The following is a 23,129-nucleotide window of genomic DNA, read 5'->3' on the forward strand; positions in this document are numbered from 1 at the left end:
CTATTCCAGCAAGAGGTGGCGGGCGAGCCCTTCGATGTAGGTTTCATCCTGGCCGTTGGGGTGTGCTTCGAAGGCCAGGTGCAGGTATTCGTGGGTCAGGTCGAGGCGGTCTTGCAGCGACAGCACGCCACGCACGTAAATGCGCTGGCGTTCGCGGTCGACAAAAGGACGGCCGAAAGCCAGGCGGCAGACGGCGAAAGTGCCGACTTCGTTGTAGCCGACCTCGCTTTCCAACCGCGGACGCCAGCTGCGGCGTTGGCTCAGCAGCCAGTCTTGGGCCGCGGGCAATGCGTCGCAGGAAGCGACGGGGTTGTCCCAGCGGCTGAGGCTCGCGCGCGGATAAGCGTGCAGCAGGATGGCGTCGTAGCGTTGACCGGCATTGGCCTGTTCGACGGCTTGCTGCCAGGAGAGCTTGTCCGGCCCCGGTTGGTCGGAGTGATAGGTGACGGTGCTGCCGGCGAGGACGAGGTCGCTGGTCCAGGCGGCGATGTTGCGCGACTCGGTCGCGGCCGGGCGTGGGGCGACGCGTTGTCGGCTGCTGCTGTCATCGATGCTCAGGCAATCGCCGTTGCGGGTAGCGTTTTGCAGCAGGTAGGTGCGGATTGCGACGCTCAAGGCTTTGGCGGCTTCGGCGGGTTCGGGTCTGGCTTCGCGCTGCAGGACGCGGGCGACGTACTCTTCGCGGTCCAGGCGGGCGACGAGTTTGTCTTTGAGCAAGAACAACTCGCCGTCGCTGTGAATTTCGAGTTGATTGCCGTTGGCGAACTCGACGCGATAGTCACCTTGCAAAGGCCCAGGCGCTAACACGCGATCCCCCGACAGCACGCGTTTCAGCGGATAACGCGCGAACAGTCCGACCTCAACGCACTTCCCCGCCTCGGCAGGCCATGACAAAGGCAACACCGTCGCCAGCGACTGCCCAAAATTGCGCAAGACCATTTGACTGGTACCACGCCCACCGGCCCAGATCGGTGTGCCGTCCGCCGTCCAGCCAGCGAACCCGCCCTGTCGCGACGAAGGATCCTGATCCCCCAGCCAGCTCCAGGTTTTCACCCGCAACCGGCCACCGAGTTCGCCCACGACATTGCCGTCAGCCGCATTCAGCACCACATCGAGCAACACTCTTCGGGCCTGATCCTGGGCCGGCATCACGGCCAATACCTTCAGCAACTCAGCCACCGAAACCCGGGTCTGCGGTTGCAACGACGGCAAGTCCAGCAACCACTTCGGCGCTTGTCTCGCCTGCCAATACTCGCGCCAATCAGCGCCAGCAATGCCCAGACGCGCAGGTTCAAAATATAACCCGCAAGACTTCACCAACGCCTGATCGCGCTCAATCCTGCCGCCCGCCATGCAGCAATACACTTCGTCCTTCGATTGCCCGCGACACTCATATGCCGGTTCCCGCGCGCCGGTGTCCACCAGCCAGCCGTAGACAAACAGCTTCCACAAACTGCCCAGCGGCGTCTGCACATCAGCAGGCAATGGCTCACGCGAGATCACCTGCGTTGGGCTCAACGAAAGCAATTCACCCTTGAAGCCCAGGCGCAACGGCTCGTCCTGCGCTGTCGCCAGCGCAGGCATCAAACACAGCAGCCACCAGACCAAACGCCGGGGCATGTCAGTGGACCGTGACCTGACCGAGCGCCGGCTTCTGTTCCTGGGCCTGATGCTGTGGCGCATAGACTTGAGTGAAACGCACCGGCGGCAAATTGAACTGACCTTTTTGCGAGAAGCGCACCAGATGACGCAGGCGCAATTCACCGCTCAAGGCATCCACCGGGATCGCGTAAGCCAGTTGCCCCGGTTCGAAACGGGCCTTCTCCAGCGAGGTCGGCTCGGTGCCGGCCTTGCCCATCAGCTTGATGCCCCACGTGGTGCGCTCGACGTCCGCGCCCGGTGGCAGCGGCACTTCGAGCATGCCGTAGCGCAGCGGTTTCGCAGCCTTGCTGGTGATGATCACTTCGTCCAGGTACAGGCTGTCGCTGGACAACGGTTTGCTGCCGACAGCTTCGAGTTTGAATTCGAACGCTTCGTCACCCGGCACCAGACGCGACAGACGACGAGTGATGGTCACGGCCATTGGGTCCACCGGGGGTTGCTTGCTCTGGAAGCTCAACGCGGCGCGAAGCGGGCGTTCTTGCTCCCCGGTCAGCGACAACACTGTCGGCACGGGCACAGCCCCCTGCCACGTCCAATACATCTCACCGGTATCACTGTGCTCTTTCTTCCAGCCTTCACCCGGTGCCAGCGCGATGGTAGGCGAGGCCTGCTCAATGCTGCGTTGCAGCCAGGTCAGCGCCAAGGCACGTTCCAGGGTCGATTGCTGCGGCAACAGGCGTTGCAACAACGTTTGCGCATGCGCCTGATCGAAAGCTTGCAGCGACAGGTTCAGCGCTTCGACAAATGGTTGAGAGCTGACGGCGACTTGTTGTTGCGCAGCCTCCAATTGACCATTGAACGCCGACGGCAAATTGACCTTGGCCTGACGCGCCAACGAGGCGGTCAGCACTCGAGCGCTGGCCAGCCCCAACGCCGAATCCGGATCGCTCATGACCAGGCTCTCTGCGCCATCGTCCATCATGCTCGCCGCATTGCCCTCGCCGGCTTTCACCAGATCGTCGATCAAACCACTGAGCAGCGTGTTCACCGGCAATTGCATCTGTTTGGCAAACGACAGAATCAGCGCACGCTGCAACAACGGCGTGTTCTGCGACTGCTTGGCGTACACCTCCAGCACCCGCTGCCAATGCTCCGGCGGCAGGCTCAGTTCCAGCGCTTTACTGGCGTGCCAGTCGGCGTAATAGGCGTAAGCGGTCAAGAATGCATCCGGCTCACCGTCATAGCCCCACCAAGTGAAACTCGCCGACGGGCCGGCCATTTGCACCAAACGCAGGCGGCTGTTCTGCATGATCAAACGCAAACGATCGCGGATCTGCGGGTTCGACGACAAGGCCGGATAAGCGATGCTCAGCGGCAGCAGACGGCTAGCGGTCTGTTCGACGCCGCCGTACGGATAGCTCAGCAGATCATCAAGCGCCGAACGGAACAGCGCTTGCGGGCTGTCGTCCAGACGCAGGCGAATATCCGTGGCGTCTGCCGGCAACGCTAGCGGCGTATCACCGCTGGCCACATCCAGGCTTTGACTCTGGGTCACCTGCCAGCCTTCGCCGGTCGCGGTCAGGCGCACTGCCAAGGCATCAGCAGTTTTGCCATCCTGCACCAGTTCGGCGGTCCACTCGCCATTGGCCACTGTGAACGCGGGCAATGCGATGTAGTTGATGCCGTTGTTCAAGGTGACCGGTACACGTTGCTCAGCGCCAGCGTAATGAATCACCAGCTCAGCCTTGACCGGTTTCTCGGCCTGACTGAAAGCGAACACGCCGAGATCCGGTTTGTCGCCGTTACGGAACTTGGTCGGGCCGCTCCACTTCAGGTACAGCGGTTTTTCCGAGCGGACAAATTGCTTCTTCTGCCCGACCTGGCCGTCATCGGCGATGGCGCGGGCGGTGATGCGCCAGCGGGTCAGCGAGTCCGGCATTTTGAAGGTAAAGCGGGTTTTGCCATTCGCATCGGTGATCAATTCAGGCTGCCACGCGGCGGTGTCGACGTCTTCGCGACGCGGCCGCTCCAGCACTTTCACGCCACGCTCGCTGCGGTTGGCTTTGCCCGGTGCGCCTGGGCTGCCCGGCAATGCCACGTCGTAGCTGATGAACGACAAACTGGCGCTGGTGCGCACGTTGTTGCGGCGTGGGTGATAGAAGAACTGGTCGATGGTCGGCGCGACTTCCGGTTGCAGCGCGTAGACCATTTCGTCGACCACGCTGACCGTGAGGTGCGCCGGAATCGGCTTGCCGGCGAACTGCGTGGTCAGGTCAACCGACACGGTATCGCCGGGCTGATACGCCTCTTTGTCGGTGGTGATGGTCACGTCGATTTGCGGCGCAACCACCTTGATGCCAGCGTTCTGAAAGCTGTACTGACCGCCCTTGGTGTAGAGCACGGAGAACGTCAGGTTCGGCGCGAAGTTGTCCTTCACCAGGATGCGCGCGCGGTATTGGGTGTCGCTGATTTTTTCCATCTTCAGCCAGTCGCTGCCCTTGGACAGCAGCGCGGTGGCCTCGACCTTGTCGCGCTCGAGCGACACCAGCGCATCGATAATCGGCTCGGGGAAAGTGATCAACGCGAGCGCTTCGTCGCCCGCCTTGTACTCGGGTTTATCGAGGACGATTTCCACGGTGCCGGGCACGGCTTTGACGCCATCGCCGGTGACCGAATGACCGGTCGCGCCAAGCACGCGGCCGTGATCATCCTTCAGCGTCAGGTTGTAAGTGCCCGGACGGTCGAAGGCCAGGGTGAAGCCTTTATCTTTGGCGGCGAGTTTACCTTCGCCAGTGGTCTGATCTTCGAGTCGCACCCAGCTGTAGCTGCTCGGGTTGACCGCTTTGCTCTGCTCGCTGCCACCTTCGTTGGCATAGCTGAATGCAACCTTGCCGCCCACCGCGCTGAACCGCTGAGGCGCGCTCAGGCGGAAACTCGCGGCACCGCGGTCGATGAGGATTTCCTTGGTGGTCTTGACCCGATACGCCGCGCCGTCGCTGGCGAACACGGTGAGCATGTAGCGGCTCGGTTTCTCGGCAGCGGGCAGATCGAGGCTCGCGTTGCCCTTGGAATCGGTGGTCAATTCGGCGCTGGTCAGCTCCACCGGGAATTGCCCGAGGTATTGCAGCTCGTTATCGACCATCGACAATTGTTGGGCGCGCAGGCTCAGGCTCAACTTGGCATTCGCAACAGGTTTGCCGTCCGGGTACAGCAACACCAGACTGCCCTTCACCGGTTCGCCGGTGCGGTAATCCTGCTTCGCCAGGTTCAGGGAAATCTCGAAATGCGGCTTGATGTATTCCGCGACGCGGAAGGCGCTGCTGTAGGCCTGATCCTTGTAGCTGAAACGCAGCTCATAACCGCCCGCCACCGCGTTGTCCGGCAACTGGAAACGCCCCTGAGTACCGGCCTTGGAATCGAGCTTCAGCGCCAGCGATTGCAGCGCGGTGCCCGTGGCATCGAGCACGGTCACATTGACGTCGGCAGCGGTCGGTGCCACGGAATCCCGTGCATTCTTGAACTCGCGGCCGACGATTTTCAGCGACACCCAATCCCCCGGCCGATACAGCGGTCGGTCGGTGAACGCATAGAGTTTGGTGTCGTAGATTTCGCTGTCGTAATAGAAGTTCTCGGAGACGAACACCCCGCCCTCTTCGTCCTCGCCGATCACGAACGAGCGCTCCGGGCTGACGTGTTTCAGACGCAGCAAACCGTCGGCGTCAGTAGCGCCGCTGCTCATCACGCCCAGGCCGTCGGTCCACAGCACATTGACCTTGGGCACCGAACTGCCTTCGTGTTTGCGCGCGGCCCACACCAGCAATTCATCGCCGGCAATCTTGCTCACGGCCACAGTGTTGGAGACGAAAACCATGGTGGTCGCGCGGTACTTGCCGATCAGTGCTTCCACCAGATACAGGCCCGGCTTCAGGTTGCCCAACGGGATGTACACGTTGCCCGGCGAGACACTGACGAACTCGCTGGAAGAACCGGCCAGGTTCACGCCCTCAGGCGGTTGGATCGGTTTGGCTTGCCACAACGGATAACGGAATTGACTGACCACCGGCAGGCCCGGAATCAACGCGAATTGCGGCTGTGCGTCGTAAGGCGTTGGCGCGGCGATGGCGGTGCCCATCTTCAGTTCCGGCACTTCCTCGGTGACTTGTTTGCGCGATTCGTAGGAGAACGCTCGCTGCATCACCCGACGGGATTTGCGGTACCAGTTGTCCCACAAATACGCGAGGGTGTTCGACAGGCCCTCGCCCTTGAACTGGCCGTCACTGACCACACGGTGCAGGTTCTTCTGGCGCTTGAGGAAATCCAGCGGCTTGTCGATGCGATACACACGAATGTCCGCGCCGCCGTAAGGCTCCATGCGGAACCGGCGGTAATCGCGGCCCGGCGCTTCGAGGCGAACCATCGCCTGTTCGTCGCTGGCGAAACTGCTGTCGGCCAGCAGGAAGAAACTCTCACCGGCCACCGGCGTATAGCCGCTCGGCTCGACGGTGTCTTCAGCATTGACCGTGGCTAATGGAGCCAGCAGGGCCAGCAGCAGTGGAATTCGAGAGCAAATGCGCAGCATGCGGGCACCGATCATTGGGAGAGGAAGTTCAGTCGATAGACGCCGATGAAGTTGGGGTTGGCTGCGTCGGGTATCCATCGGGTGTCCTTCCATGTCATGAGTTGCTGCAGGCTTGCGGAGCGCATGCCGTTGTCAGTCGGGGTAGTAGTGCCGGTGTGATAGGCAATGAAACGGCCCATCCAGATCATCAGGTGCTGGTCGTCGCCTTGATCGAAGAACATAAGGTCGCCGGGCCGGGCCTGGGCCAGATCGCGACCGACCAGATGGCTGTTGAACTGGATCAGTTTGATCGCGTTGACGTAGGGCCCGACCTTGCCGCCGCCCTGCTGCCATTGCTGGGCGAGGCCGCGTTGGGCGTCGCTCAGTTGCAGTTCCGGCGGCAGGTAGCGATTGGACAGGCCATTGCTGCGCAGCCATTTATCGTCATGGACCTTCAGCGCTTCGTTGGCGGCGAATCGCACCAGCCCCGCGCAGTCCTGCTGATACCAGCGCGGGCTCGGGCCTTGGGTCAGTTGTTCCTGGGCGATGCGCACGAACCAGGCGCGGAATACCTGGGATTGCTGCGGGTCAAGCGCTGCGGCTTCGCTGGCAAAGGTGCGAGTCCCCAGCAACAACGCCAGCAGGCCGAGGCCTCGGATGAGTGCGGTCACAGGGCCTTCCACTCCAGCGGCAGCCACTGCCAATGGCCGTCGGGCTCGCTGCCTTTGGGCAAGGTCAGGGCGTATTTGCCGTAGCCGCCGAGGGTGCGCAGTTTCGGGATCAGGTAGGTTTGCGCGGCGTTGTAGAACACCGGTTCCATGTCCTGCGGCAGGCTGTCGAGGGTTTCCTGTTGCATCAGTTGCGCCATGGAATCCGGACCGAAATAGATCGGCATCAGCAGGTCTTTCGGCAGCACGTCAGCCAGCGGCGGGAAGCGTTTGTCGAGGGTGCCGAGGGCTTTGTCGACGAGTTTGTCGTCGAGGGAAAACAGCAGCGTCGAACCGTGGCGCGCCAGGCTTACGCGCATAAAGGCTTTGCCGGTGATCGCGTCCGGTTGCTCGGCATCCTTGGCCTTATAGGGACCGAAATTGGAACTGACCTGGCGCTGCCACTGATGGGTCTGGCCTTGCTGTTTCTCGACCACCGGGAACGCGTGATCGGCGACGTTGCCTTCGTAGGCGCCGACCATTGAGCCGAACAGGTTACCCAGGTCGTCGTTGAGTTTGGCGCTGTCATCGTCATTCAGGCTGGCCACCAGCAGCGGCGTGTACAGCCGCGACTCGGCGTACCAGCACAAGCCGGCGGCACCGTCCATGTGTTCGGTCAGGGCTTGGGCCACGGCGTCGTCGGCACCGAGTTTCACCAGCAGCGGTTTCTGTTGTTCGGCGGCCAGTGGCAAGGCCACGCAGGCACTGGCGCCCATCGGCATGGCTTGCCAGATCGGTTTGAAGTCGAAGTCTGGTTGGTTTTCCACTTCGTCCATGGCGAGGAAGCTGTGCCAGCCCTTGTCGTCCATGTCGAAACGCAGGCCGGCGAAATTCGGGATGAAGCGCTGGTAACCCATGGCCAAAACGCTGGAATTGACCGAGAGACGTTGTTTCACCTCGGGCGTACGCGGTGGCAGGCCGAAGGCTTCGGGGAACAGTTTGTCGCCGTTGAGCAAGGCGGCAATGGCTTTGGTCGAAACGCTGCCGGTGTCCTCCGAGGCGCCGTTTTCCGGATCGTAGAGCTTGGCCGGATTGGACAGCACCACCAGTTTGTCGCCATGGGAGGCGAACACCAATGACTTGCTGGCGTTGTAGTTGAGCTGATAAAGCGTGACGGCGTCGGTGCCGACTTTCACCTCGCTGAGTTTGCTCAGCTGCGTATCATCCAGCGCCACTTTCGCCAACGGCTCCAGCACCTTGACCAGCCCGCCGCGATCCATCACCAACAGGAAATCCTTGAGACGCCCATCCGCCCCGCGCCACAGCGCCACATCCGCCGGTTGATCGAACAGCTGCTCGATCAGGCTGTCCTGCAATTTCAGGTCATGTTCGTAAATGATCCGCCGCAGACTGCCAATCAAACCGAGGCGGTCGGCGTGGGCTTCGTAATAGAAGACGAAATCTTCGGTCAGGGTTTCCTTGAGAAACGGCACCGCCAGCAAATCCTTGGGCAGTTGACTCAGGGAATGGGTTTCGAGCAGACCGTCCGGCCGGCTCATGCCCAGTTTGTCACTGGCCAGTTCCGCAGGCGGAGCCTTGGGTTTGTTCAGGAACCACCCTAACCCGCCCGCCACGCCAGCCACCAGGCACAGCCCGACCAGCAGCGTTGGCCAACGGCGAGGAGATTTGGCGGCTGGCGTGTCGGCGGCCGGCGAAACTGTCTTATCACTCATGTTCAAACCCAATTCATCCGTGGTGCGGGATGTTTAATAGTTGAAAGTCTTGACCAGCAGCAGGTCGCCGATCGCCCGCAAGGGCACGATGAACGTCTCGCGTTTTTCGTCGACGGTGTTTTCGTTGAGTACCAGATTGATTTGCGAGGTGATCACCTCGTTCTGGTTGCTGGTCTCATCGAAGTTATAGCCGCCGCTGCCGAAGTTGCCCCAATAGTTCACGTAAACCAGATACGTGCCATGCATCGGCGCAGTCATGGTGAACATCTCCGGGCCGGGGCCATCGACCCCGTCCGGGTCCAGACCGCCGCCGTTGCTCATCGCCGGACGAGCCCAGAACGCATGTTGGCCGTCGGGGGTAATGATGTGCAGATCGAGTTCAGCCTTGGGATCGTCCCAGCCCAGCACCACGCGAATGCGCGCCGGCGTGCGCAGGTTGTTGGCTTCATAGAATTGAACGCGCTTGAGCGACTTGCCCTCGGAACTGCGTACTTCGACGCTGTTGGACCCGGCGCCGAACGCATACGGCCGGGCAAAACGCCCTTGGTCGTCGGTGTACAGATTCAGGGGATTGCCGTTGACCGCCAGGCTGTGCGGCGGACGGAGCGTGCCGAGGGCCTTGAGTTGGCCTTCGATCATCGTGCGATTGCGCTGCACGCCCCGGTCGATGGGCGGCGTGGGATAGGCGACGCGGGGGTTTTCGCTGCGGTCCAGCAGGCCGTGATAACGCCAGCCGCCCACCGGTTCCGACAACTCGGCCGTGGGCTCGGCCCATGCCACCTGGGCGCAGACCAGCGAGATCAGCAGTGAAAGAACACAACGCATGTAACGCCTCCTGCCATGCATACGAAACCTGGCGCCCGATCCTCGGCGCGGTGTTTGACTTTGACTGCTGGGCCTTCGAGCTTCAAAAAATGAGGGGCCAGAAGCTAATGCCAGTCTGTAGGAGCCAGGCTGGCATTAGGCCAGAGGTCGGCAATATAACATTGCCAGCAGTGCAATTTTCTGATCTTTTTGTGAACCAGGTTGTATTTTCTCCGATAACCCGATCGTCGCCCCCGCCGTCATTCAGCAGATTCCGGGTCTTTAATGGTTGCAGGATTTAAAGCCACTACACCCACTGCGCACGCATCGAGAGATTGAACATGAAAATCGTCGTCATTGGCGGTACCGGGCTGATCGGCAGACACCTGTGCAAAAACCTGCAAGACCTGGGGCATGAAACCCTGGCCGCATCACCGAGCACCGGCGTCAACGCCCTCACCGGCGAAGGATTACAAAACGCCTTGCAAGGCGCCGACGTGGTGGTCGACGTGGCCAACTCGCCCTCCTTCGAAGACGCCGCCGTGCTCGATTTCTTCGAAACCAGCGGGCGCAACCTGCTTGCCGCCGAGAAAACCGCAGGCATCAAACACCATGTCGCCCTGTCGGTGGTGGGCACTGAACGCATGCTGGACAGTGGTTACTTCCGGGCGAAAATGGCGCAGGAAACACTCATCAAAAACTCAGGCATACCTTACACAATCCTGCGGGCCACGCAGTTTTTCGAATTCATCGGAGCCATTTCGTACTCAGGCGTGCAAGAAGGCGACACCGTGCGTTTGACCTCCGCCGAGCTGCAACCGATTGCCGCGGTCGATGTCGCGACGGCGCTGGCGAAAGTCGCGGTACAAGCGCCGAACAACCAGACCCTGGAAGTGGCCGGCCCTGAACGCTGGCCGCTGGTGGAATTCGTGCGCTTGTTTTTGCAACACACTAACGACCCGCGCCAGGCCCAACCGGACGACACGGTCCCCTACTTCGGTGCGCCGATCGATGACCACTCGCTGACGCCGGGAGAGCACCCCATCGTCGGGCCGACGCGCTTCGAAACCTGGCTCAAGAGCAGCGTTTGATACTCAAACGAGGGCCCTACACCAACCGTTCGATCTTCTGATGCTGCCAGACCATTTTGTAATACAGCGTCTGCAGCATCAGCATGCCCAGATACGCCACCGGAAACGCCATCCAGACACCTTGCAGCCCAAAACGCGCATCCAGCAGATACGCCACCGGCAACTGCACACCGACCACGCAAATGATCGAAACCGCCACCGGTACCAACACCGTGCCGCTGGCGCGCATGATGCCGCCGATGATCGCCTGAAAGCCAAATACCAACAGGCTCCAGAGCATGATGTGCAACAGGTGTTCGGCCATCACCCGCGTGGAATCATCCGTGAGAAACAACCCCAGCAACCAGTGCGACAACAGATACCCCAACACCACCAAACCACCGGTCAGGCACACGTTGATCAACAACCCGGTGCGCAGAATCGGCCCCATGCGCTCGATGCGCCCGGCGCCGATGGCCTGCGCACCGAGAATCGACGCCGTGATCGCAATCGACAGCGCCGGGAACTGCACGTAATTGACGATCTGCGTCACCGCCCCGTACGCCGCCGTCGCCTGAGAGCCGTGCTGGTTCACCAACGCCAGAATCACCAACTCCGACAACGACAGCACCACCATTTGCAGCCCCGTGGGCAGCCCGATGCGCAGCACCTTGCCGAGGATCTCCATGTCCAGCCGCATCGCCGCCAACATCTCCCGATCCGGCGCCAACGGGTGCCCCTTGCGAATCAACCGCCACGCCAGCCACCCCATCGCCGACAAGTTACCCACCAACCCCGCCCACGCGGCACTCTGAATTCCCATCGGCGGCAGCCCCAACCACCCGAGAATCAACGCCGGTGTCAGTGCCAGCCCGACACACGTCGACACCACCAGTGCCAACAACGGCGACAGCGTATCGCTCACCCCACGCAGCAACTGCGTGAACAACACAAACACCAATAGCGACGGCAAGATCCACATCATCACCTGCGCATACGCCACCGCATCGTCCAGCACATCCACTGGCATGCCCAACCCCTGCAACGCCGGCCGCGCAAACACACTGCCCAACACCGCCGCCACCAACCCGATCATCGCCCCCAACAGCAACGTCGAACCGGCGATGGCCTTCACCAAATGCGGCTCACGAGCGCCCCAGGCCTGGCCGATCAACACGCCAGCGCCCGCGCCGAGGCCGATGACCAGGGCGATGAAGAAGAACACGATAGGGAACATGCCCGATACCGCCGCGAGAGCTTGGGTGCCGAGCATTTGGCCGATGTAGATGCTGTTGATCGTGCCCGACATGGATTGGAGGAAATTGGAGAGGACCATGGGGGCGAGGAATAGGAGGTAGGTTTGCCAGAGGGGGTGGGATTTGGTGGGGGTTTGCATTGAGGGTCCGTCTCGGGTGGGGGCTGGCATTTGGGAAATTCTACGCTACGGAACTGGGAACGAGGCGCTTCTGTTTTGCGGATTTGTGTTGCATCGACCGGTTGAATCCACAGCCAAAAGCTGCCTGTCGCTTCCATGTTCAGGCCATTTTTGCATGTCAACCAGGCCCCCAGAAAAGGCTGGTGAAGAAACGGGTATCCGAACTAATTTCGACGTTAAACGTTTTTAGCTAACGCCGCCGTATGCCCCCCAGATCTGATCGAACCCTGGCGCCTAATCCGAGCTATGTACGACTACGAGCAACTCTGCTTGCTCGTCAGAAACTGTGCGCAAACGGTGAGATTTCTGCGCATTGAAATGCAGGGCGTCGCCTTCATCCAGGGTCTGCCGTTCGTTACCGAAATCGACTTCGACACGGCCACGAACCACGTAGATGAACTCTTCTCCCAGGTGTTCCTTGAAGGCGGACTGGCCAAACGAGCGTGGCGGATAGACCAGAAATGGCAACAACGCCCGATGACCGATATGGCGCGCCAGCGGTACGTGAGCCGCTGGTACACCACCATCATTGGCCTCGCGCTGCTGGCGTCGAACCAGGCTGTAGCCTTCGGCGGGCACCGCCTCGGTGCTGAATAACTCTTCAGCCTGGGCATTCAATGCCTTGGCCAGTTTGAGTGCCACCGCAATGGAGGGCGAACTCACACCCCGCTCCACCTTCGACAGATAGCTCTTGGTCAATCCGGTTTGCCCGGCCAGCTGCTCCAGGGTTATCCCCATCTTCTTACGCAAAATTCTCAGCTGCACCGCCATCCAACGCCGTTCCTTGAAAAATAATGACACTTGGCTTGATTATGACACACGGTGTCATTACGATCACTCTGTGTCCTTGAGAGTCGTTGCAGCGACTCCTTGGCAATTTGAACTGTTTTCGACCAGGTACTGACCGTGACCACGACCATGCAGATCCCCAAGGATCAGCTCGTCACCCTCGCTGAGAAGCAAATGGTGACGACACTGATCGATAACGAATATACCCCGAGACAGAAGCTTGCACTCACCTGCCGAATTCTTTTTGACGGCGGCCATGACTCAGGGCTAGCCGGGCAGATCACCGCCCGCGCCGAAACGCCAGGCAGCTATTATACGCAGCGCCTGGGCCTGGGCTTTGATGAGATTTCCGGGTCGAACCTGTTGGTGGTCGATGAAGACCTCAAGGTGCTTAAGGGCCAAGGCATGGCAAACCCCGCCAATCGCTTTCACAGCTGGCTCTACCGGGCTCGCCCGGATGTGAATTGCATCATCCATACGCACCCACTGCACAGCGCCACGCTGTCGATGCTGGAAGTGCCGCTCGCAGTTTCCCATATGGACATCTGCCCGCTTTTCGACGACTGCGCCTTTCTCAAGGATTGGCCAGGCATTCCGGTGGGCAATGAAGAAGGCGAGATCATTTCCAAGGCCATCGGTGACAAGCGCGCGATCTTGCTTTCCCACCATGGCTTGCTGATTGCGGGCGGCTCGATTGAAGAAGCTTGCGTTCTGGCGCTGTTATTCGAACGTGCGGCCAGGATGCAACTGCTGGCGATGAGCGCGGGAGAAATTCGCCCCATTCCCGAGGCCCTGGGCAAAGAAGCCCACGACTGGATCTCCACCCCGAAACGTCACGGTGCCGCATTCAGCTATTACGCGCGGCGCGCACTGCGTGCCCATGGCGACTGTCTGGCCTGATGGTACCCACACTCATTCATAGAAACGGCAAAGGTGCCTGTATGTCTACTTCTGTAATTCGCGGCATTATCGGCTATACCATCACTCCATTCGCGGTCGACGGCTCACTGGATCTGGCTGCCTTGGGGCAATCTATCGATAAGCTGATCGCTTCCGGCGTGCATGCCATTGCACCTCTGGGTAGTACCGGGGAAGGGGCCTATCTCTCCGATAGCGAATGGGAGTCGGTTGTCCGCTTCAGCCAAGAGAAAATCGCTGACCGAGTTCCGACTGTGGTCAGCGTTTCAGACCTGACCACTGCGCGTACCGTACAGCGTGCTCAACTGGCTGAAGCTTGTGGTGCCGCGGCTGTAATGGTGCTTCCGGCCTCTTACTGGAAGCTGACTGATACGGAAATCGTGGATCATTTCAAGGCTGTAGGTGCAGCCATCAACATCCCGATCATGCTCTACAACAACCCAGGCACCAGCGGCACTGACCTGTCGGTCGATCTGATCCTGCGCATTCTGAGCGAAGTCAAGAATGTCACCATGGTCAAGGAAAGCACTGGCGACATTCAACGCATGCACCGCTTGTTCAAGGCAACAGATGGCAAGGTGGCCTTCTACAACGGCTGCAACCCTTTGGCCCTGGAGGCGTTGGTTGCCGGTGCGACGGGTTGGTGTACCGCCGCCCCCAACCTCATTCCCAAGCTGAACCTGGCGCTGTGGGAGGCTGTTCAGAGCGGCCAGATGGAAGAAGCGCGGACGTTGTTTTATCGCCAGTACGAAATGCTGGAATACATCACTCGTCGTGGCCTGCCGACCACTATCAAGGCAGGTTTGAAAATGCAGGGGCTTGACGTCGGCGGCCCCCGCCTTCCACTTCAACCGCTCGATACTCAAGGTTGCATCTTCCTGAAAGGACTGCTGGACGAGTTGGCATCGTAGTCGCTGGTCGAAGCGGCGTATGAGGCGTTCGCTGCCTACAGGCAGCGAGCGTTGTTATTTTCGTGATCGCGGAAGCGCGATCACCATAGACCTAAAGATCTGGAAGCCGAGGGTAAAACGTTGAAAGTCCATTTCGTGATGCACGAATCCTTCGAAGCACCCGGTGCATTTGAGGACTGGGTAAAAGCTCGCGGTTACCAAGCCACCTGTTCCCGCGTCTACCAACATGATGTCCTGCCAGATACCGCACAATCGTTCGACCTTCTGGTGGTGTTAGGTGGCCCGCAAGATCCGGCGACTACGCTGGAGCAATGTCCGCATTTCAATGCCTTGGCCGAGCGCGAACTCATTAGCAAAGCCATCTCGGCCCGGCGGGCTGTGGTTGGTGTTTGCCTGGGGTCGCAATTGATCGGGGAAGCGCTGGGTGCCACTTTCAACCACAGCCCCGAAAAGGAAATTGGCAAATTCCCGATTTATTTAACCCAAGAGGGTTTGGCTAATCCGAAGTTTTCGCACTTCGGGGAAACCCTGGAAGTCGGCCATTGGCACAATGACATGCCAGGGCTCACTCAGGACGCCAAGATCATTGCCAGCAGCGAGGGTTGCCCGCGTCAAATCGTTGAATATAGCCAGCTGGTATACGGCTTTCAATGCCATATGGAACTCACCAAAGACCTCGTGGAACTGCTGATCCAGGCATCGGAGGCGGAACTGATAACGCTCACTGACCGGCGTTTTGTTCAGCAGCCAGCCGCGCTGCGGGCTAACGACTACGATGAGATGAACCAGAAGCTATTCGTATTTTTGGACAAGCTCGTTGCCGATTACCAGGCCGAGTAGCGACTCAAGACAACGCCGCTGTTTAGGAGGCAGTGGCGTTTATGTGCCAGCTACGGCGGGCAGCTTTGGGTCGATAGCTGCCCTTTGTGACCGGCAGAAATCGGCCAGAAGCAGTCACACACATGGCTGGCATGCCCCTTGGTACAGCCCGCTGTATCTCGAGTCTATGGTTTTTAACTCAGGCTGCTTCTGGTTAAGAAATGCATTCGTGCAGTCGAAAACCTGCTTAAGCCTTGCACCTTGCACGGTCGGCCTGAGTTCTTCCGTCATAGCCCCAATCGGTTGCCGGGTTCTCATTCACAACGATATAAGTCGCCAGTTCGAGATCCGGCAACGTTCGACGAAGCAACGACATGGCGCTTGCCATGAAAGCCCCTTTCTCTTCTTCAGAGTTCGTCCCTGCGGTCACGCAGACTTCAAGATGTGCCGCTGTCCGCTGACCACTACCGCCAATAGTCCAGTGATGCCCCCCCGGCACATCTATCAGCACTGACGTGAGTTCCTGGCGTTTTCCAAGCTCGTCGGCGATCAGGTCAGTCAATTCATTGCATAGGCGACTGCCCTCGTCGGGGGAAAGATCGAGTGACAGCGTAAGTCTGGCAAAAGGCATTTTCGTTCTCCTCGCGGTGTTGAAGACCGAAGTTTATTTGAGAAAAACAAAAGTATACTTGGGACATTCTATGTATCAGGTTTGAGTTTTCCTCATGATTGCGGATATTCCTTCCCCTCTGCTTCGCACGTTCGTCGCGGTGGTCGATTGTGGCTCGCTGGCAGCGGCGGCTAGGCGCGTCGCGCGCAGCGAGTCGGCGCTAAGCCTTCAAATCGCCCGTCTTGAAAACATCATTCGCCAGCCGCTCTTCGACAGGGATGGCCGGGCACTGCGGCTTAACCATACTGGGGGGCTTTTGCTGGCGCATGCGCGCTCGATTCTGGGCCGAATAGACGCCGCGCGAGCAGAGCTCGCGCCGGACACGGTAGTGCCGGTTCGAATCGGTGTCGTTCAGGATTTCGTGGCAGGGGTATTGCGCCCGACTCTCGCCGACGTCCTCGCCGCCACTCCTGGAGCTGCTTTTTCAATTGTCATTGCGAGCACGGCAGAGCTGTTGCAGGCGATAGGCGAGGACCGGATCGACGCCGCACTGTGCGCTGGTGAGCCGTTCGGCGCAAACATCGTTACGCGCCTCCCCATGAAGTGGTTCGGCTACCCGGATCTACTACTCGGTGACGTGGTTCCGCTGGTTGGGATCACTCTGCCCTGCCCGTTTCTTTTGGCCGCGCAGCGAGTGCTGGACGCCGCCGGACGCCCATGGCGCATGGCGCTCACCACCCCGAGCCTTGATGGTCTACGCGCTGCGGTCGAGGCAGGATTGGGCATTACCTGCCGCACTGAAGCAGGATTTGGCCTACCGGCGATGTCGAGAACATCGCTGCCGCAACTGCCGGAAATCGCCTATTCCATCGTTGAGCGGCGCCAAGGGGATGCGGGCACCAAGCTGGCCGTGAGCCGAATGATTGCCCACCTTGAATCAGTAGCGGCATTGCAACAGTGAATGCGATAACTGTAGAAGATAGCTTGTACTTAGAGGCAGCAATCGGCCATATACGGACGTTCATGACCTGCCTATTTCCGATCGATAGGCCAATGGTTCGAAATGTTTTTTAAAACACATGAAGAAACGAGCTAGATAGCTTCGATGCGTATTTCTTATTGCGAATTGAAGTAATAACGATGAGGCTAATAGCGACAAAATTCACAATAAGATTTTTAATTTATTGGATTTGCATGTTGTGCCTTTTCTGCTAGATTCATGTAGCCATACGCATGGTTTGGTAACACTTCTTTGGAATCCGGCTATCAATTAATAGGGAGATTATTATGTCGTATTCATGTGTTGTTATTTATAACTCTACTCCATACAAGGTAAGTGCAGAAGTTGAGTATATGAGTTTGTTTTGCAGTAATGATGAACTTACGATCGATCCCTTTTCTTCTTGGGAGGCAAGTAGTCGAGGCGTTTGTCTGTTGACAGAGATCTCTGCTACTGTTTTTACACCTGACGGAAATGTCGTAGCAACCCCTTATATTTCTTCTGGCACCTCGGATTATCGATTTGCCATTATTCAAACTGGCGCCCATTCATTTGAAGTGACTAGCGTGGAGAATCTAGCAAAAGATATTGTACCTGAAGGGTATCGAGAGCCAACTGTAAGCCAAAAATAACTTTCGCCGAATCGACGGCCTGGCTTTTTAGTAGATACAGGTCGTCATTGCCACTGCAGGAGGCCTTCAATACATATTGAAGGCGGCAGCTGTCGAGGAAATATTTCGGGAACATGAGTGTCCGTTCTTGGTCGATTTCAGCCGGTCGCCACAGGCAGAAAACGGCCAGAAGCGGACAGTCAAAGCTTGCCGCATCTGTCGATTATCTGCCAGGCGATACAACGCATGAACATGGATGCGATCAGACCGTTGATCACTCGTTTCAAGTCTCCAGATAGCCATCTACGATTTGCGAAACGACCGTCAACGCAGTACGCAGCAACTCCGGTTCAGTGCGATAGTGCAACGGCGTGTAGCCATAGGTGTTGGCGCCGTTGAATACGGTGATCGGCTCGTTGCGCTGCCAGATCAGTTCCTCGCCGCGTCTCATGACACCGCTCACGGTAATCGTCGAATACACCACACTGCTGAAGCCTTGAGTCAGCGCGAAACCCCAGTTCAGGACGGTCAATTCGATCTGCGCATACTCATGATGTCGTCCGGTAAACGCCACACATCCAATAGGCTCGCAATGAGGCCAGCACATCCAACAATTGATGTTGGCTGACCCTACGGCATCGCGAGGAAGCTCGCTCCCACAGGTGTATTTGGCGTTTGGAGGATTGCGCTCGGTCAGGCGTTTGCCCCAGCGTAGACGCGACGCTCACCCGCTCCTTGCATCCATCGCTCGCATCGATAGTCACCATCAGCGCAATGAAGTTCTCATAAAAAATCCTCGGCGTAACATCCGCTCCATACCCAATCAATAACACCCCGGAGCACACCATCATGAAACGCCAAATCCTCCTCAGTATCGCTTTCTCGGTTTTTGCAGTTAACGCTTTCGCCGCTTCCTCTGCTCACCCGGTTGTCGCTGAAGGCGGCTCGGATCGTCTGATCGAAAACCGCGTCGCTGAAGGTGGCTCGGATCGTCTGATCGAAAATCGCGTCGCTGAAGGTGGCTCGGATCGTTTGATCGAAAATCGCGTCGCTGAAGGCGGTTCCGATCGTTTGATCGAAAACCGCGTCGCTGAAGGTGGCTCGGATCGTCTGATTCAAAATCGTACTGCATGAATGAGTGGCTTTGCCGCGACACCCGAAAAAGAACCGGCCTCATCAGCCGGTTTTTTTTGCGTTTTTTTTGCCCAATTGCATCGTCAAATGGATTATTGTCGATGCTCGCCTAAGGTAGCCGAGGGTGGGGTTTCGGCGTGTTGGCGTCTCATCAACTGCAGCAAACGGAGTCACTTACATGGAAGTCATCAATCAGTTGCAACCCGCAGAGTGCGCAGGCATGGAGGACATCCGACGCGAAATCGATGCCCTTGATCAGGGCGTTATCAAGCTGTTGGGCAAGCGTTTTCACTACGTGCTGGCGGCCTCGAAGTTCAAGACCTCGGCGACTTCGGTGCGTGCTCCGGAGCGTTTCAAGGCGATGCTGGCGACACGTCGCGAGTGGGCCGAGGCCGAGGGCCTGAGCCCGGATGCCATCGAGAAGATGTACAGCGATCTGGTGAACCACTTCATTGCCGAAGAGATGAAACACTGGGCGGCCCATCAAGCCGAAACCTGATTCTGGTGTCCGGGCTGCATGTCAGGCAGCCTCGCGACACTTCAGTGAGTCTCTTCCCGCACCCACCGTCTGACCTCAGCCTGTATGGCATAAGCCGGCGCTTCCACAGCATTGAAATCTTGGGTATATCGCTGGGCAAACTCTTCTACCCCCCATTCCTGAAACTGCTGCACATGCTTTAGTTCGTGAGCCCAGAGCGCGATGTTCTGTTCCGCGGTTTGAGCGTCACGGAAGAGGATGATGTCGATCAGCGTCACGGCACCGACATCGGGGTTTTGCAGCATGGCAGTGGCGGCGCTGAATTCGCCGTTGTCGCTAACTTTGTAGCGCGCGGTATCGAGGACGCTGGGGTCGTACCAGCGCAGCAGTTGCTCCCGGATGTGCGGTGGAATGGGTTGGAGGCCGGCGTTGGCTGCTTCAGCGCGGGCTTGGGTCAGCCACAGCGCCAGGGCAGGTGCCGCGATCTGATAGATGCCATCTGGCAAGGGGCCGAGCACCTGTCTCGGATCTGGCAGGCAGATGCAGCCGTCCAGGCACACTTGTTTCTCGCCAGCTGGGCAGGCGTTGGTCTGGGCTGGCACTTCAAGAGTCAGGCAAAGAGCAAACAGCGCCATCAGGCGCGTGGTGATGGGCGGCATTGGGCGCTCCAGGGGCGGACGCAGCGCGAACAGTGGATCACCATTGATCGACGACTCGCATAGCTTTAGCGTAGCCCTGAACTAAACGCCCTCAAGATAATCGCAGAGACCGACAGACCACCTTTCCTGCGAATCCCCACTTTAGTAGACATGCGTGCGCGGCAGCTTTTGTATTCAAGCTCCCCTACTCTGCGCGCGCATGCTCCAACACCACTTCCAATGGGTGGCGCAGTTGCCTGTTGGCCTGGCGCTTTACCTGACTGCGGCAGGAGTAACCCGTCGCCAGTGCTTCACCCGACTTGTCGAGCTTGCCGGCCCATGACTGCTCGAAAATGGTCCGCGAGGTGTCCTGGTTTCGTGCCTCGTGGCCGTAGGTACCGGACATGCCACAACAGCCGGTCGCCTCAGTCACCAGCTTAAGCCCAAGCCTTGCGAACACTGCTTCCCATTGCGACGTACTGGCTGGCACATTGGTCTTCTCGGTGCAGTGCGCCAACAAACGGAATGTCTGGGTAGCGGGCTGCGGGTTTTCGGGCAACACATCGAAGAGCCACTCCTGAGGTAGCAAGACTTTCGGGCAATCATTGAGCCCCGGTACTTTTTGATACTCCTGGCGGTAGACCAGCGTCATCGCCGGATCCAGACCCACCAGCGGTACTTCGCAGTCAGCCAGTGCCTTGAGCTGATGAGCGTTGCGGATCGCCGCCTTGGCGAATGCGCCGAGGAAGCCCTGTACGTGCAAAGGCTTGCCGTTGGCGCTATAGGGTGCCAAAAACACCCGATAGCCCAACCGATGCGCCAACTGGATAAAGCTCGCCAGCAACGGGGTTTCGAAGTAACGGGTAAAGGCGTCCTGCACCAACACCACGCTACGCTCACGTTGAGCAGGCGTCAGTTCGCGCAGGGCCGGCACGCTGGCGACAACGACCTTGCAGCGGGTCAACGTGGCCTGCAAGTCGTAGCGGTTGATCAGCGGACTGTCGAGCATGCCGACGTGTCGCTCAAGCAAGCGACTCATCCATTTCGAGCCCATCACTGCGTTGTACAGGCCCGGCGCGTAGGCCATGTAAGGAATGGTGAACTCCAGCGAGCCGATCAGGTAGTCGCGAATCGGGCGTTGATAGCGACCGTGATACAACTCTAGAAAACGCGAGCGGAATTCCGGGACGTTGACCTTGACCGGGCATTGTCCCGCACAGGATTTACAGGCCAGACAGCCCGCCATCGCATCGTAGACCTCGTGGGAGAAATCCGCCTCGCCGCGCGAGCGCGCCAGGTTATTGCGCAACCGCGTCGGTAACCCGCTCAACCACGACAATTTGCCCCGCGCCGCTTCCAGAACATCAATATTGGCCGCGCCTTGCAGACGCAACCACTCGCGAATCAATGACGCCCTGCCCTTCGGCGAATGCTGGCGTTCACGGGTGGCTTTCCACGACGGGCACATCGCATCGTTGGGGTCGTAGTTGTAGCAAGCGCCGTTACCGTTGCAGTGCACGGCGGTGCCGAAACTTTGCCAGACGCGCTCATCGATTTGCCGATCCAGATCACCGCGCAGCGTCACTTCGTTGACCTTGAGCAAGCCTTGGGCGGCATCCGGCGGCGTGCAGATCTTGCCGGGATTGAGCTGATTGTGTGGGTCGAACGCGCCCTTGAGCGATTGCAGCGCCGGGTACAGCTCGCCAAAAAACTCAGGGACATATTCCGAACGCAAACCCTTGCCGTGCTCGCCCCACAGCAGACCACCATAACGCAGGGTCAGCTCGGCCACGGCATCGGAGATCGGCTTGATCAGAGCGGCCTGGGCCGGGTCTTTCATGTCCAGCGCCGGGCGCACATGCAACACACCGGCATCGACGTGACCGAACATGCCATAGGCCAGGCCATGGCTGTCGAGCAAGGCACGGAACTCAGCAATGTAGTCGGCCAATTTCTCCGGCGGCACGGCGGTGTCTTCAACGAAAGGCTGCGGGCGAATCTCGCCTTCGACGTTGCCCAGTAACCCGACCGAGCGTTTGCGCATGGCGTATACGCGGGTCACTGCTTCGGCACCTTCGGCCAGCGTGTGGCCCAGCCGCTCGATCGTTGTGTCGGCCTGCAGATGCTCCACGAACGACGCCACGCGAGCGTTCACTTGCGTCAGGTCTTCCCCGCTGAACTCCACCAGATTGATACCCAGCGTCGCGCGCTCGGCGTCGGTCGGGAAATACTCGGCGACGCTGTGCCAGACAATGTCTTTCATCGCCAGCAGCAACACCTTGGAGTCCACGGTTTCGATGGACAGCGGCTTGTGCGCCAACAACGCGTTGGCGTCGCGCAGCGCATCCATGAAGCTGCCGTAGCGTACGCTCACCAATACCGAATACTTGGGAATCGGCAGCACGTTGAGTTTGGCTTCGACGATGTAGCCCAACGATCCTTCCGCACCGCACAGCACGCTATTGAGGTTGAAACGTCCGTGCTCATCGCGCAGGTGCGCCAAGTCGTAACCGGTCAGGCAGCGGTTGAGTTTGGGGAACACCGACTCGATCAGGTCGGCCTGGGTTTCCTGAATATGCCGCGCCACCCGATGCACCTCGCCGATGCGGCCGGGCTGCGCGCACGCCACTTCCAGCTCCGCATCGGACAGAGGCTGGCTGTGCAGACGCTCACCACCGAGCAGTACGCTGTGCAGTTCCAGCACATGATCGCGGGTCTTGCCATAGGTGCAACTGCCCTGGCCGCTGGCGTCCGTGTTAATCATGCCGCCCACGGTGGCACGGTTGGAAGTCGACAGCTCCGGGGCGAAGAACAGCCCATGAGGCTTGAGCGCGGCATTCAACTGGTCTTTGACCACGCCCGCCTGCACCCGCACCCAACGCTCGGCGACGTTGATTTCGAGGACCGTGTTCATGTGCCGCGACAGGTCGACCACGATGCCATCGGTCAATGACTGGCCATTGGTCCCGGTGCCACCGCCCCGCGGGGTGAGCTTGATCTGGCGAAAGCGTGGTTCGGCCATCAAGGTAGCGATGTGCACGATGTCGTCCGCGTCCAGGGGGAACACCGCCGCTTGCGGCAAACGCTGGTAAATCGAGTTGTCGGTCGCCAGTACGGTCCGAGTGGCATAGTCGGCACTGAGCTGACCGCGGAAGCCGCTGGCACGCAGGGCTTGCAGAAATTGCGGGTACTGTGCCGCGGGTTCAACGGTCGTCAACTGGGCGATCATCGCAGGATGGTCTCTTGTGGGTCTAATCACGGAAAAATCAAAACACTTGTCGCCTGAGCATTAATAGGTCAGCCTCAGGTCGTCGGCTGCGCCAATGATCCTGCAGGTTGTAGCCCCGGACAAACGGATAATCCTGCCGCTAT

At 59.2% G+C, this 23,129-nt stretch carries 17 protein-coding genes and 2 pseudogenes; 8 read left to right on the top strand and 11 right to left on the bottom strand.

The window, feature by feature from the left end; genetic code table 11:
- The 5 genes from IC37_RS00155 to IC37_RS00175 are packed head-to-tail and all read right to left on the bottom strand — an operon-like array spanning position 1 to position 9,365.
- On the bottom strand, positions 1–1,620 hold the full coding sequence (locus IC37_RS00155) for a DUF2300 domain-containing protein (protein ID WP_030131043.1): 1,620 nt from the start codon (positions 1,618–1,620) through the stop codon (positions 1–3).
- 1 nt (position 1,621) lies between these two features.
- Positions 1,622–6,196, bottom strand: a complete 4,575-nt coding sequence (locus IC37_RS00160) for an alpha-2-macroglobulin (RefSeq protein ID WP_081729366.1) — start codon at positions 6,194–6,196, stop codon at positions 1,622–1,624.
- Positions 6,193–6,831 (bottom strand): DUF1175 domain-containing protein, encoded by a 639-nt coding sequence (locus IC37_RS00165; RefSeq protein WP_018925702.1) that lies wholly within the window; start codon positions 6,829–6,831, stop codon positions 6,193–6,195. Before IC37_RS00165 ends, IC37_RS00160 begins: the two co-directional genes overlap by 4 nt.
- Positions 6,828–8,540, bottom strand: coding sequence for a DUF2138 domain-containing protein (locus tag IC37_RS00170; RefSeq protein WP_030131041.1), 1,713 nt, complete (start codon positions 8,538–8,540; stop codon positions 6,828–6,830). The genes IC37_RS00165 and IC37_RS00170 overlap by 4 nt, the downstream gene beginning before the upstream one ends.
- 33 nt (positions 8,541–8,573) lie before the next feature.
- Positions 8,574–9,365 (bottom strand): YfaP family protein, encoded by a 792-nt coding sequence (locus tag IC37_RS00175; RefSeq protein ID WP_030131040.1) that lies wholly within the window; start codon positions 9,363–9,365, stop codon positions 8,574–8,576.
- A 320-nt stretch (positions 9,366–9,685) separates the two neighbouring features.
- Here IC37_RS00175 and IC37_RS00180 point away from each other — a divergent pair, with 320 nt between their 5' ends.
- Positions 9,686–10,435, top strand: coding sequence for an SDR family oxidoreductase (locus IC37_RS00180; RefSeq protein ID WP_030131039.1), 750 nt, complete (start codon positions 9,686–9,688; stop codon positions 10,433–10,435).
- A 16-nt stretch (positions 10,436–10,451) separates the two neighbouring features.
- Here the strand turns inward: IC37_RS00180 and IC37_RS00185 are convergent, their stop codons facing one another.
- Both IC37_RS00185 and IC37_RS00190 read right to left on the bottom strand, forming a co-directional pair.
- The gene (locus tag IC37_RS00185) at positions 10,452–11,810 is read right to left on the bottom strand and encodes an MATE family efflux transporter (protein WP_030131038.1); all 1,359 of its coding nucleotides are present in this window, start codon (positions 11,808–11,810) and stop codon (positions 10,452–10,454) included.
- 273 nt (positions 11,811–12,083) lie between these two features.
- The gene (locus IC37_RS00190) at positions 12,084–12,620 is read right to left on the bottom strand and encodes a helix-turn-helix domain-containing protein (RefSeq protein ID WP_030131037.1); all 537 of its coding nucleotides are present in this window, start codon (positions 12,618–12,620) and stop codon (positions 12,084–12,086) included.
- Positions 12,621–12,755: 135 nt separating this feature from the next.
- On the opposite strand from IC37_RS00190, the gene IC37_RS00195 reads away from it, so the two are divergent.
- The 3 genes from IC37_RS00195 (at position 12,756) to IC37_RS00205 (ending at position 15,307) form a co-directional block, all read left to right on the top strand.
- Complete coding sequence (locus IC37_RS00195) at positions 12,756–13,538, top strand: aldolase (protein ID WP_030131036.1); 783 nt, start codon at positions 12,756–12,758, stop codon at positions 13,536–13,538.
- A gap of 41 nt (positions 13,539–13,579) precedes the next feature.
- Positions 13,580–14,467, top strand: coding sequence for a dihydrodipicolinate synthase family protein (locus IC37_RS00200; protein ID WP_030131035.1), 888 nt, complete (start codon positions 13,580–13,582; stop codon positions 14,465–14,467).
- 120 nt (positions 14,468–14,587) lie between these two features.
- Positions 14,588–15,307: a type 1 glutamine amidotransferase gene (locus IC37_RS00205; protein WP_030131034.1), complete on the top strand. Its 720-nt coding sequence runs from the start codon at positions 14,588–14,590 to the stop codon at positions 15,305–15,307.
- Between the two features lie 226 nt (positions 15,308–15,533).
- On the opposite strand, the gene IC37_RS00210 is transcribed toward IC37_RS00205, so the two are convergent.
- On the bottom strand, positions 15,534–15,917 hold the full coding sequence (locus IC37_RS00210; RefSeq protein ID WP_030131033.1) for a hypothetical protein: 384 nt from the start codon (positions 15,915–15,917) through the stop codon (positions 15,534–15,536).
- Positions 15,918–16,011: 94 nt separating this feature from the next.
- Here IC37_RS00210 and IC37_RS00215 point away from each other — a divergent pair, with 94 nt between their 5' ends.
- Complete coding sequence (locus tag IC37_RS00215) at positions 16,012–16,857, top strand: LysR family transcriptional regulator (RefSeq protein WP_030131032.1); 846 nt, start codon at positions 16,012–16,014, stop codon at positions 16,855–16,857.
- A gap of 326 nt (positions 16,858–17,183) precedes the next feature.
- Positions 17,184–17,528, top strand: a complete 345-nt coding sequence (locus tag IC37_RS00220) for a hypothetical protein (RefSeq protein ID WP_218244331.1) — start codon at positions 17,184–17,186, stop codon at positions 17,526–17,528.
- Positions 17,529–17,790: 262 nt separating this feature from the next.
- Here IC37_RS00220 and IC37_RS00225 read toward each other — a convergent pair.
- Positions 17,791–18,051 (bottom strand): annotated as a pseudogene (locus IC37_RS00225) (hypothetical protein); the annotation flags it as partial.
- Between the two features lie 305 nt (positions 18,052–18,356).
- Here IC37_RS00225 and IC37_RS00235 point away from each other — a divergent pair.
- Positions 18,357–18,638: pseudogene (locus IC37_RS00235) on the top strand (phage infection protein); the annotation flags it as partial.
- A 181-nt stretch (positions 18,639–18,819) separates the two neighbouring features.
- Entirely contained in the window at positions 18,820–19,140 is a 321-nt protein-coding gene (locus IC37_RS00240; RefSeq protein WP_030131028.1) for an isochorismate lyase, read from the top strand.
- A gap of 41 nt (positions 19,141–19,181) precedes the next feature.
- Here the strand turns inward: IC37_RS00240 and IC37_RS00245 are convergent, their stop codons facing one another.
- Both IC37_RS00245 and IC37_RS00250 read right to left on the bottom strand, forming a co-directional pair.
- The gene (locus IC37_RS00245) at positions 19,182–19,778 is read right to left on the bottom strand and encodes a DUF4157 domain-containing protein (protein WP_030131027.1); all 597 of its coding nucleotides are present in this window, start codon (positions 19,776–19,778) and stop codon (positions 19,182–19,184) included.
- 184 nt (positions 19,779–19,962) lie between these two features.
- Complete coding sequence (locus IC37_RS00250) at positions 19,963–22,986, bottom strand: FAD-binding and (Fe-S)-binding domain-containing protein (protein ID WP_030131026.1); 3,024 nt, start codon at positions 22,984–22,986, stop codon at positions 19,963–19,965.
- Positions 22,987–23,129 lie beyond the last annotated feature (143 nt).

Source organism: Pseudomonas sp. QTF5 (assembly GCF_000512695.2).
GTDB lineage: Bacteria > Pseudomonadota > Gammaproteobacteria > Pseudomonadales > Pseudomonadaceae > Aquipseudomonas.